Origin of the sequence: Binatus sp. (SeqCode) (assembly GCF_035272065.1) — a bacterium.
Classification (GTDB): Bacteria; Desulfobacterota; Binatia; order Binatales; family Binataceae; genus Binatus.
Genome location: NZ_DATEQZ010000075.1, coordinates 18491 through 29193, shown reverse-complemented (window position 1 = coordinate 29193; position 10703 = coordinate 18491). Strand labels below are relative to the sequence as shown.

Genomic DNA, 10703 nt, shown 5'->3' with positions numbered 1-10703 from the left:
GCGAAAACCAGTGTGGTGCGGGAGGTGAAGCGGGGCACTGTGATTGCGATGTTGTCATTCTGAGCGACGGGTAGATTGAGCGGAAAGGGGCAATTCCTACCACCGGTTGTGGTCCGGCGACGGGTATGCCACCAAGGCTAGCTTTGTTCCGTCAAAAATATTTTTTGCCGCGCGTCGTCCGCCGCCCAAGTCATTCCCGCGGCGATGAAGTTGAGTCCGATGATCCCGGACAACTGCGCGCGAGTCGCGCCCGCGATGGAATCGGGTATTATGAATCATCTTTTCTCGTTTGACGATCCGATCGGAATCGTGGACGAATGGGAAACCAATCAGCAAGAAAGGGCGTGACCGCGGGCAAGTGGAAGGAAATCACGCGGGTCGTGAGCCAAGACGGCCAGCGGCGCATGATCGTGACATTGACCCCTAACAATCTGTTCCGTTTTGTAGAGGAGAAATTTGTTACCGAAGATGCGCCAGCCGCTTCCATAGCCCCAATCTCATACTGGAGTCCGTCTCATATGTCGGGTTTGTACAAGTCGGCCGAGGATGCAGAGCGCGCGGCGTACATGGAGCTTTCTTGGTTGCGGATTTCAAACTGAGACACTACCCAAGGCTAGCTTCGTTCCGTCAAAAATATTTTTTGCCGCGCGTCGTCCGCCGCCCAAGTCATTCCCGCGGCGATGAAGTTGAGTCCGATGATCCCGGGCAACTGCGCGCGAGTCGCGCCCGCGATGGAATCGGGCATTATGAATCATCTTTTCTCGTTTGACGATCTGATCGGAATCGTGGACGAATGGGAAGCGAGCCAAAAGACCGAAGAACCATGAAGAATTACGGCAAGCGTCATAGCCTTATGCTGGCCGTCATCCTTTGGACGCCATTGCTGATCACGCTGATCGCCATCGTGCTATTTGCGTTTGGCATTAGGCCGAAAAATTCAAACTGAGACACTGCCCAAGGCTAGCTTTGTTCCGTCAAAAATATTTTTTGCCGCGCGTCGTCCGCCGCCCGAGTCATTCCCGCGGCGATGAAGTTGAGTCCGATGATCCCGGACAACTGCGCGCGGCCCGGATGCGCTCCAGCAAATCGAGGGCGCGGAACAGATTGCGCTTTACGCTTCGTTCGAAGCGGACGATTTTATCCACATCCGAATAGCTCGGCAGGGTAAAGGCGTCGAGTCCGCTGCGCCGGAGCTTGCGAGCAGTGCGCCGACGAACGCCGTAGTGATCATAACCCATCGAGGCGAGGAGCGATTCGGTGGGTCCCTCAGTAGCGGCGTCTTGGCGGTAAGCGTCCTCATCGAGCCAGGATTCACGGCATTCGTAGCGCAGCAATCGGCGGACCCGCCAGCAGCATGCGGCGACCTCGTCGACCAGGATGCGCTCGCGGGCGGACTCGGGTTGGAACTCTTCGAGCAAAGCGTCGAGGATCGAATTGAATTCTTCGGCGCGAAGCGGGCCGTCGAGTTCGGGGTTGACGACGTCGCAGGCGAAGAAACCGTGCTTGAGGGCGTTGAACCGCGCAACGGCCTTGCCCTCGGGCGTGCGCGGGCCCGTACATTTCATCGCGTTGGCACGGCGCGCCGCAAGCCGGCGCGGCGAAAGCGCGGGCAGTCGGTTTTCGGGCGAGTCGGGCGAGTGTGGGGTGTCTTGACTGTTGTCCATAGTGGATCGCGTAGCATGGAAGGGACGGCGCGGGCAGGCTGAACTAGGGCATCCCTGAACTCGGGGGAAAACCAATGGCGTTTATGAAAATTGCTGTTTCTGTCGTCGGCGTCGGATTGCCTTTTGGCGTGTCTGCATGCAATGACGATTGGGGTCATTCTTTGCCACGTTATCAAATTTCCCGCCTTGGCAATGGGCTGCGGGCATACGTGGTAGATCAACAAACCGGCGAAGTCCGATTTCGCACCAGAGGCGCGCCGTGATCGAAACGCAGGGCCTCACGCACATCAACCTGTTGGTCGCCGATGTCCACCGGGCAAAGGCCTTTTACGAGAGGGTGTTCGGCTTGCAGGAGATGTTCTGGGACGGTCCCGGCTTGGTCTTTCTGAGGCCGCCCGGCACCCATGACACGATCACGCTACAGCAAAGCCCGGACGCGGCTCGCGGAGCCGGCAACATCGACCATTTCGGTTTCCGCCTGGCTGACCGAGGCCAACTGGACCGGGCGATTGAGGAAGTGATCGCCGCGGGCGGCGCGCTAGTAGAGCGCGGAGAGCACCAGCCCGGAAGCCCCTTCGCCTATGTCACCGACCCTGATGGGCACGTGATCGAACTGTAGCCGTGTTGGTCAGCGATATAATTCCCGAATAACCCGACCGAAGTTTTCAAAACCGCCCATTACTCACCCGCGGAAATGAAAGCCGCGATTGTCGGCTAGTGGGAGACTCGTCTCGTCATTTGCAGTTGCCGCCGCCGGTGTGTGGACAGATACGAGCGCAGACTACCTGCACCTCAACGGGAATGATGGGGTAACCGTCACCCGCGAAAGCGGTTCCACAGAGGTTCTCTGGGGGAGGTGGCTCGGTGCAGACGGCAGGGTCGCAAGGAAAGTTAATTGTAACGCAATCCAAAGTCGGGTCAGGAGCTGGAGGCGTACTCAATTGAACGAATGGCTGAATTGAGCGGCACTGAATACACCACGCGTTTCCGTCAGCGGATTCAGAATAGATCAAAGATGTACCCAGCGGGCAACTACCACCACCGCCTACCGGAACCGCAGACTGGTCTGCACAAACACAACAACCGTCCGTAGGATTTTCGCAAACGGTGGTTTCTGCTTTCATTTTCGGAGTTGCAGCAGTTGCCGTCCTGATAAAACCAAGTATCAGGAGCACAAGAAAGCATAGATTTAGACGTTTGATGGCAGATACCCCCTTTTAAAGTGAACGGACACTAACACACATTAGCGAAACCAGCGATACAGCCCCGAAAGCGCAAACTGAACCAGTGCGTACCGACGACCCGTATTGATCGGCAGGGCGACGGTTGCTAAAGTCGCATATGGCGCATCTGATTAAACGGACTGCGTATAAAAACTGAAGGCCGACTTGAGCCCGCGGGAAATCCGCGGGCTCTTTCTTTTTTTACCGCCCAAGGAGGGTCAATCTATGGCGCATCAGGAGCTCCGCGAAGCACTTACCTTCGACGACGTACTCTTGCTCCCGCAGTCGTCCGACCTGCTGCCGGCGAATTGCGACGTCTCGACCGCGCTGACGCCCAAAATCCGCCTGCGCATCCCGCTCGTGTCGAGCCCGATGGACACCGTCACCGAATCGCGCACCGCGATCGCAATCGCGCAAATGGGCGGGATCGGCTTTGTGCATCGCAACCTTTCGATCGAAGAGCAGGCCGCCGAGATCGAGACCGTCAAGAAATATGAAAGCGGAATGATCGTCGATCCGATCACCGTCAGTCCCGAGCAGAAAATCGGCGAGGCGGTGGCGGTGATGGCGCGCTACCGGATTTCCGGGCTGCCGGTGGTCTCGGACGGGCGGCTGGTCGGAATTCTGACCAATCGCGATCTGCGCTTCGAACGGCGCCTGGACAAGCAGGTGCGCGACGTGATGACGAGCAAAGTGATCACTGCCCGTCCTGGAATCGATCTCGAGCATGCGAAGGAGCTCCTGCAGGCGCATCGGATTGAGAAGCTGCCGCTGGTGGACGATCAGAACCGGCTGCGCGGGCTGATCACAGTCAAGGACATGGACAAGGCGATTCGGCATCCGCATGCGAGCAAGGACCAGATGGGACGGCTGCGCGTTGGCGCCGCGGTCGGCGTCGGTCCGGAGCGCGAGGCGCGCGTGGCCGCATTGCGGCGTGCGGGCGTCGACGTGATTTGTATCGACACCGCGCATGGGCATACGCGCAACGTGATCGACGCCATCAAGGCGACCAAGAGCGAGTGGCCTGGCGTGGAAGTGGTAGCCGGAAACGTCGCGACCAGCGAGGGCGCTAAGGCGCTGTGCGATGCCGGCGCCGATGCGCTGCGCGTTGGGATGGGGCCCGGATCGATTTGCACGACGCGCGTGGTGTCGGGGGTCGGCGTGCCACAGATCACGGCGATAATGGACACGATCGCGATTGCCGAGCCGCGCAATATCCCGGTGATCGCGGACGGCGGAATCCGGTTCTCGGGCGATATCACCAAGGCGATTGCGGCCGGCGCGAACAGTGTGATGATTGGCTCGCTGTTCGCGGGTACGGAGGAAAGTCCGGGCGAGACGATTCTGTACCAGGGGCGCACGTACAAACTTTATCGCGGGATGGGATCGCTCGGCGCGATGAACGAGCGGACGGGAGATCGCTACGGGCAGATCAGCGTGCCCGACGGCAAGCATGTGCCGGAAGGAATCGAGGGCCGCGTACCGCATCGCGGGTCGCTGGCGTCGAATATCGAGCAGCTCGTCGGCGGGCTGCAATCCGGGATGGGCTACCTGGGCGCGGCGAATCTCGCGGAGCTGCGCAAGCGGGCGAAGTTCGTCAAGGTGAGCGACGCCGGGATGCGTGAGAGTCACGTGCATGATGTGTTTATTACCAAGGAAGCGCCGAATTATCGGCAGTAGGATGCGGGGCTCCTCGCCCCGCGCCCCACGGCAGGGGTGACCCCTGCACCCAGTATTAGGATGCGGGACTTCGTCCCTGTGGGAAGTTTTTTTGGGGTGTGGCGAGCGGCCTGCGCGTGGCCGTAGTGCTTGTGCGCGTGAAACTTAGCTGGAACCGCGGAACCCTCACCAACCGGCCGCGATGCGGCCGGCCGCCTCTCCCGTAAAAATAACGGGCGAGGTAGGAGTCGCTTCGCTCAAGGCAATACGGGGCACCCCTGCAAACCCATCGCGGGTTTCATTACAATTAAGTTCCTCCGCGCGCTGCGCGGCGGTGCGATGTCAGAAAACAAACGACTCAGGGTTGGCGTCCTGTTTGGGGGGCGATCGGGCGAGCATGAAATTTCGTTGCGATCCGCGCTGACTGTGATGTCGGCGATGGATCCGGCGCGGTATGAGATTGTTCCGATTGGGATTGGGCGCGACGGGCGATGGTATCTCGAACGCAACGCGCTCAAGCTGCTCGCCGAAAAGACGCCGCGTCTCGCAGCGCTCAGCGCGGGCGGCACGCAGGTGACCCTGCTGCCGCATCCGGAAGGACAATCGCTGATCGCGACGCCGGCCGACGGCGCGCGCGGCGACATGACGCGCACGCATGATGCGATTCCGGATATCGACGTGGTGTTCCCGGTGTTGCACGGCACCTACGGCGAGGACGGCATCGTGCAGGGGCTGCTCGAGCTGGCGGGAATCGCGTACGTGGGAGCGGGCGTGCTCGGCTCGGCGCTCGGGATGGACAAGGACGCGCAAAAGCGCATCCTGCGCGACGCCGGCGTCGCAGTCGTGAAATATTTCGCGATCGAGCGCGCCGACTATCACGACACTCCGCAGCTTGGGATGCGGCTCGCGCGCAAACTCGGCTATCCCGTGTTCGTCAAGCCCAACGCGCTCGGCTCGTCGATTGGAATCAGCAAGGTGAAGCGCGCCGCCGATCTCAACGCCGCACTCGACGACGCTTTTCAGTATGATCGCAAGGCGCTGATCGAGGCTTCGTGCGAAGGCCGCGAGTTCGAGTGCGCGGTGCTAGGCAACGATCGTCCCGAGGCGTCGATTCCCGGCGAAGTATTAGTCAAGGGCGCGCATGAGTTTTACGACTACGAGTCGAAGTACGTCGATCCGGAAGGCTCCGCGACAAAAATTCCCGCCGAGTTACCGCCCGCCAAGGCGAAGAAGTTGCGTGCGATGGCGGTGGCGGCGTTCAAGGCATTGTCGCTGCGCGGGATGGCGCGCGTCGATTTTCTCGCGAGCCGCGATTTGCGCGAGATCTACGTGAACGAGGTGAACACTATCCCCGGCTTCACCGCGATCAGCATGTACCCGAAGCTGTGGGAGGCGTCTGGCTTGCCGCTGCCGAAGCTGATCGATCGGTTGATCGAGCTGGCGCTCGAGGAGCATGGCGAGCGCGCCTCGCTCAAAATCACGTATCATCCGAAGTCGCTCACAAAGTCGCGCGACTGAGCCGATCGAGATGGCGATGCGGCGGCTGCTGATTGCGACAACGAATCCGGCGAAGCTTGCCGAGTACCGATTGATTCTGCGCGACGTGGGCATCGAGCTCGAACTGGTGTCGCTCGCCGAGCTCGGAATTTCCGAAACGCCCAAGGAGACGGGCGCGACCTTCGCCGAGAACGCGTTGCTCAAGGCGCGGTTCTATTTCCAGCACGCGCGAATCGCGACGCTGGCCGACGACGGCGGACTCGAGATCGACGCACTAGGCGGAGAGCCGGGCGTCAGGTCGCATCGATGGCTCGGCTCGGGGGGCGATGATTCCGACGCGGCGCTCGTCGCCGAAGTTATCCGCCGGATGAAGGGCGTCGAGGCCGGGCGCCGGACAGCGCGAATACGCGCCACGCTCGCGCTGATACACGAGGAGGGCGGCGTGATTCGCGAGAAGACGGCGTCGGGCGCGATCGAGGGCGTGATCGCAGAGCGCGCGTATCCTGAAATTCGCGCGGGCTTTCCGTATCGCGCGGTGCTGGTTATACCGGGGCGCAACTGTTATCTGGGCGAACTTGGCGACGAGGAAGAGGCGCAAATCAGCCAGCGCCGGATTGCGGTGCTCAAGCTGCGCGACGAGCTGGCGCGGATAGCCGGATGCCGCGACGCCCAACTATTATGATCGAGGCGCGCGAGTTAATATCGCCACGCAAAAGGTGAACGGCAAGCGCAAGGGCAAAGTCGTCGTGCTGCATCTGGCGGCGCGGTACCCGTTTGCCGGGGTGATCTGGCAATTGCTTCATCACCTGTTGGGGTTCAGACAGCTTGGGTTCGAGGTCTACTACATCGAGGATCACCGCGCGTACGTTTACGATCCGACGATCGAAAGCGGCGCCAAGGATCCGACGCGCAATCTGAAGGTGATTGGCGGCATACTCGCGCGTTACGGCTTCGGCGACCGGTGGTCGTTCCTGGACTCGGCCACCGAGCAATACGTTGGGATGTCGCGCGAGCGATGCATGGAACTGTTCCGCGACGCCGACATGGTCATCAATCTTTGCGGCGCGACCGAGCCGCGCGAGGAGCACGAGCGCAGCCGCTGCCTGGTGTACCTCGAGACCGACCCGGGCGTTTTTCAGCTCGAACTTGCGCGCAAGATTCCGACCACCGTGGCGTTTGCCAAGTCGCACAAATTGTTCTTCACGTATTGCTACAATATCGGCGCGCCCGATTGCCTGCTGCCGACCGCAGGCGTCGATTGGCATCCGACGCGTCCGCCGGTGAGTCTCGACGAGTGGCATCCGGGCGTAGGCCCCGCGGAACCGCGAGCGTTCACAACCGTCGGCACGTGGCAGAATAGCGGCAACGACATGGTAATCAAGGGCGAGACCTACTACTGGTCCAAGCATTTGAATTTTCGCAAGGCGCTCGAGGTCGCCGCGCGCGCGAATCAGCCGATCGAAATCGCGACCAACCTGACCGCCGGGCCCGACTACGAGGGCGCGATAGCGGGTGGCTTTACGATTACGCCGGTGGTGCCGATGTCGCTCGACATCGACGAATATCGCGAGTACATCAGCCGCTCGCGCGGCGAGTTTACCGTCGCCAAGGACATCTACGTGCGGCCGCGCACAGGATGGTTCAGCGATCGCACGGTCTGCTATCTGGCGGCGGGCCGTCCCGTCGTCACGCAACGGACCGGATTTGAAAAGTTCATTTCCACCGGCGCGGGACTGCTCGGCTTCGACACGCCCGACGAAGCGGTCGATGCGATCGCGCAAATCAATTCCGACTATCCGCGGCACGCGCACGCGGCGCGTGAGATAGCCGTCGAGTACTTCGACGCGGTGAAACTGCTCGACGAAATCGCGCTGGCCGCGGGGATCTGAACGATGGTCGCGACGCCGCTTCAGTCGATGCTGCAAATTGACGCGCTGTCGCGCGATACGCGCACGCTAGTCGAAAGCCTGCTGGTCCTGTTCGCCCTGCTGGGCGCCTTCGCCGTGCGCCGGCGCAAGCGCGCCGTCACCGCGACGACATTTCTGCTGCTGTCGGGCAGCGCGCTTATCGACGCCGGTGCGCGCTTCATCCCCAACGAGCAAGTCGGCCAAAAGGTCGCGGTCGCGGCGTTCGTACTTTTCCTGTTCGGCTTAATCCGGCTGGTGCTCGAGTTTGTTGACGCAGTTTCCCGCCGCGGCAAAGTCCACTTCTCCAGCATCGGCAAAGAACTGCTGATGCTCGTGTTGTGGTTCGTGGTCGTGATGGTGGTGCTCTACACCGACTTCGGCGTGCAGCCGCTTTCGATCCTGACGACGACGACCGTCTTCGCCGCCGTCCTCGGCTTCGCGTTGCAGGAGACTCTGGGCAACGTCTTCAGCGGCCTGTCACTCTCGATAGGGCGCCCTTTCGATCCCGGCGACTGGATCCGCAGTGGCACGCATGTTGGGCAGGTGAAGGGAATCGCATGGCGCGCGACCACCATCGTGACGCGCGACGGCGAGCGGCTCGAGGTCCCAAACTCCGTGATCGCCAAGGACGTGCTGTTCAACTACACCACGGGCCACGTGCGCGAGGAAATTACGGTTGGCATCAGCTACGGTGTGCCGCCAAATCACGTGCGCGAAGTCGTGCTCACGCTGCTGCGCGACGTGCCGGGGGTGCTGCGCGAGCCGCCGCCCGAAGTGCTGGTGTGGAGCTACGGCGATTTCGCGATTCAGTATCTGATCAAGTACTGGATCGGCGACTACGGCGTGCAGGAACACGTGCGCGACCGCGTCGCGTCGAGCCTCTGGTACGCGCTGCGGCGCCACTCGATCGAGATCCCGTTCCCGACCCGCACGGTCCACGTGCGCGACGCGGGCCGCGACGAAGACGAAAGGGCTGACGCGCAGTTCGAGCGGGAGCTGATGAGCGACCTGCGCCAGGTCGATTGGCTGCGCGGCCTTAGCGACGACGAACTTCGGCTGCTGGTGCCGACCGTCGCGGTACGCCAGTTTGGCGCGGGTGAGATGCTGGTGCGCGCCGGCGAAGCGGGCGAGTCGATGTTCATCGTACGGAGCGGCAAGGCCGAAGTTTTCGGTCATACGGCAGACGGCCAGGTTCGCCACATCGCCGAGATTGGCCCCGGCGTTATCACCGGCGAGATGGCGCTGATGACCGGCGAACCGCGCAACGCAAACGTGCGCGCGCTCACTGATCTGGAAGTGATCGAGATGGATCGCGAGGGACTCACGCGCCTGTTCAAGGAGCATCCCGATGCCGTCGCCAGCATCGGCGATATTATTACCGCGCGAAACCGCGAGCGGCTGGAAAAGCTCGCCTCAGGCGACACGCTCGACGGCAAAGGCGGCCCCCATCGATGGCTGCTCAACAAGATGCGTGAGCTGTTCGACTTCTGATCTGCGCTAGGCGATCGCGGCCAGCGCGACTTGCAGCTCGCGCAGATTTCGCGACGGTACGACGGCCTTAACTTCGCGCGCGTACTGCTTAATCGCACTGTCGCCGGTACTCCAGCGCGCCGGATCTTCGGGATTCAGCCAGATGACGGCGCGGCAGGCGCGCGTGATCTCGCGGACAAGGTCGGCGCGTGGGGGTAGGCGATTGTTGCGAGCGTCGCCCATGACTACGACGATCGTGCTGCGAGTGAGCAATCCCGTTCTGCGATCCCACAGCTCGACGAGCACGCGACCGAAATCCGAGCGCGCGTAAAGATCGAGCGCGGGCGTCATCACCAGGTGGCCCTGCTCAAAATCCGCCTCTGCCAGATGATCCACGTACACGAAACTGCTGACGCGGCGGAAGCATCCGCGCGCGCCCGCCATCAATTCAAGCATCAACTGCGCGGCGTAGCGGACCGAGCCTGAGATGTCGGCGAGGATCACGAGATCGACGTGCCGCGGGCGCCGCGCGCGGAAGTTGAGATCGATCAGCGCACCGCCGCGCTGCATCGCGGCACGAATCGTGCGGCGAAAGTCGATTCTGCCGGTCTTCGCGAGACGCAGCCGCCGTCCCAGCCTAATCCGAAAACGGCGAATCAGGGGAGCGAGCGCGTCGCGCGCCTTGTCGTAGTCAAGGTCGGAGAACTGATCGAACGGTCTCCGCTCGATCGCGCGGAGTCGCGCGATGCGCGCGGCGTCGATACCGGGCGTGCGCGATTCCTCGCGCGCTTCTGCCTCGCCACGCTCCTCGCGGCCGCGCTTTCGATCGGAAGTGCGCTCGGCGTCCTCACCCTCTTCAGCGTCTTTGCGTCGCAGTTCCGACGGCCGCGAGGTCGATTTCTCGTCGCGATTACGCGCGAGCGCGCCTTCGCGCGGCTCTTCTGACTTGCGCGGCGGCGCTTCATCGCATGGCGTCGGATGCTCGCCCGGGCGGCCGCGGCCTGTGGCAGCCGAGACCTGGTCGCCGCGTTGCTCGGGATGCTCTCCGCGCTCCGATCGCGGCGCGGCAAAGAATCGGTTGAACGATTCGTCGAAGAGCGCGCGGTCGGCTTCGTCCTTGATTAACGCCGCCGCCAGCGCCTCATGCATCCGCGCGCGCTCGAGCCCAACAGCCGCGACCGCGTTCATCGCGTCGATCGATTCGGCAACAGAGATTCGCACGCCGGCGTCTCGCAGTGCAGAGATGAAACTAACAAGCTGATCGCGAAGCCGAGCCATCTAAT

12 protein-coding genes are annotated in these 10703 nt (G+C 62.0%); 9 read left to right on the top strand and 3 right to left on the bottom strand.

Annotated features, from left to right (window positions below; genetic code table 11):
* The first annotated feature begins 317 nt into the window (after positions 1-317).
* Positions 318-599, top strand: a complete 282-nt coding sequence (locus VJX68_RS14365; RefSeq protein WP_324096398.1) for a hypothetical protein — start codon at positions 318-320, stop codon at positions 597-599.
* A gap of 14 nt (positions 600-613) precedes the next feature.
* Here the strand turns inward: VJX68_RS14365 and VJX68_RS14360 are convergent, their stop codons facing one another.
* On the bottom strand, positions 614-745 hold the full coding sequence (locus VJX68_RS14360; RefSeq protein ID WP_324096397.1) for a hypothetical protein: 132 nt from the start codon (positions 743-745) through the stop codon (positions 614-616).
* A 78-nt stretch (positions 746-823) separates the two neighbouring features.
* On the opposite strand from VJX68_RS14360, the gene VJX68_RS14355 reads away from it, so the two are divergent.
* Positions 824-946 (top strand): hypothetical protein, encoded by a 123-nt coding sequence (locus VJX68_RS14355; RefSeq protein ID WP_324096396.1) that lies wholly within the window; start codon positions 824-826, stop codon positions 944-946.
* 67 nt (positions 947-1013) lie between these two features.
* Here VJX68_RS14355 and VJX68_RS14350 read toward each other — a convergent pair whose 3' ends face one another.
* Positions 1014-1664 carry a hypothetical protein gene (locus VJX68_RS14350; protein ID WP_324096395.1) on the bottom strand — a complete coding sequence of 217 codons (651 nt, stop codon included), beginning with the start codon at positions 1662-1664 and terminating at the stop codon, positions 1014-1016.
* Positions 1665-1738: 74 nt separating this feature from the next.
* Here VJX68_RS14350 and VJX68_RS14345 point away from each other — a divergent pair, with 74 nt between their 5' ends.
* The 7 genes from VJX68_RS14345 to VJX68_RS14315 all read left to right on the top strand — a co-directional run bounded on the left by VJX68_RS14345 (position 1739) and on the right by VJX68_RS14315 (position 9441).
* Positions 1739-1927: a hypothetical protein gene (locus VJX68_RS14345; RefSeq protein ID WP_324096394.1), complete on the top strand. Its 189-nt coding sequence runs from the start codon at positions 1739-1741 to the stop codon at positions 1925-1927.
* Entirely contained in the window at positions 1924-2283 is a 360-nt protein-coding gene (locus VJX68_RS14340) for a VOC family protein (protein WP_324096393.1), read from the top strand. The genes VJX68_RS14345 and VJX68_RS14340 overlap by 4 nt, the downstream gene beginning before the upstream one ends.
* A gap of 829 nt (positions 2284-3112) precedes the next feature.
* A complete protein-coding gene (gene guaB, locus VJX68_RS14335; protein ID WP_324096392.1) occupies positions 3113-4567 on the top strand; it encodes an IMP dehydrogenase in 1455 nt (484 codons plus the stop codon).
* 318 nt (positions 4568-4885) lie between these two features.
* Positions 4886-6064 (top strand): D-alanine--D-alanine ligase family protein, encoded by a 1179-nt coding sequence (locus VJX68_RS14330; protein ID WP_324096391.1) that lies wholly within the window; start codon positions 4886-4888, stop codon positions 6062-6064.
* A gap of 10 nt (positions 6065-6074) precedes the next feature.
* The gene (locus VJX68_RS14325) at positions 6075-6725 is read left to right on the top strand and encodes a non-canonical purine NTP pyrophosphatase (protein ID WP_324096390.1); all 651 of its coding nucleotides are present in this window, start codon (positions 6075-6077) and stop codon (positions 6723-6725) included.
* A 34-nt stretch (positions 6726-6759) separates the two neighbouring features.
* Complete coding sequence (locus VJX68_RS14320; protein WP_324096389.1) at positions 6760-7932, top strand: glycosyltransferase; 1173 nt, start codon at positions 6760-6762, stop codon at positions 7930-7932.
* Between the two features lie 3 nt (positions 7933-7935).
* A complete protein-coding gene (locus VJX68_RS14315) occupies positions 7936-9441 on the top strand; it encodes a cyclic nucleotide-binding domain-containing protein (RefSeq protein ID WP_324096388.1) in 1506 nt (501 codons plus the stop codon).
* Positions 9442-9447: 6 nt separating this feature from the next.
* On the opposite strand, the gene VJX68_RS14310 is transcribed toward VJX68_RS14315, so the two are convergent.
* Positions 9448-10698, bottom strand: coding sequence for a VWA domain-containing protein (locus tag VJX68_RS14310; protein WP_324096387.1), 1251 nt, complete (start codon positions 10696-10698; stop codon positions 9448-9450).
* Between the last annotated feature and the right edge of the window lie 5 nt (positions 10699-10703).

Excerpts from the sequence above, each read along its gene's own strand:
- VJX68_RS14325 (WP_324096390.1), top strand. The coding sequence starts at position 6,075 with ATGGCGATGCGGCGGCTGCTGATTGCGACAACGAATCCGGCGAAGCTT.
- guaB (WP_324096392.1), top strand. The coding sequence starts at position 3,113 with ATGGCGCATCAGGAGCTCCGCGAAGCACTTACCTTCGACGACGTACTC.
- VJX68_RS14365 (WP_324096398.1), top strand. The coding sequence starts at position 318 with ATGGGAAACCAATCAGCAAGAAAGGGCGTGACCGCGGGCAAGTGGAAG.
- VJX68_RS14330 (WP_324096391.1), top strand. The coding sequence starts at position 4,886 with ATGTCAGAAAACAAACGACTCAGGGTTGGCGTCCTGTTTGGGGGGCGA.
- VJX68_RS14310 (WP_324096387.1), bottom strand. The coding sequence starts at position 10,698 with ATGGCTCGGCTTCGCGATCAGCTTGTTAGTTTCATCTCTGCACTGCGA.
- VJX68_RS14360 (WP_324096397.1), bottom strand. The coding sequence starts at position 745 with ATGCCCGATTCCATCGCGGGCGCGACTCGCGCGCAGTTGCCCGGGATC.
- VJX68_RS14350 (WP_324096395.1), bottom strand. The coding sequence starts at position 1,664 with ATGGACAACAGTCAAGACACCCCACACTCGCCCGACTCGCCCGAAAAC.
- VJX68_RS14315 (WP_324096388.1), top strand. The coding sequence starts at position 7,936 with ATGGTCGCGACGCCGCTTCAGTCGATGCTGCAAATTGACGCGCTGTCG.
- VJX68_RS14355 (WP_324096396.1), top strand. The coding sequence starts at position 824 with ATGAAGAATTACGGCAAGCGTCATAGCCTTATGCTGGCCGTCATCCTT.
- VJX68_RS14345 (WP_324096394.1), top strand. The coding sequence starts at position 1,739 with ATGGCGTTTATGAAAATTGCTGTTTCTGTCGTCGGCGTCGGATTGCCT.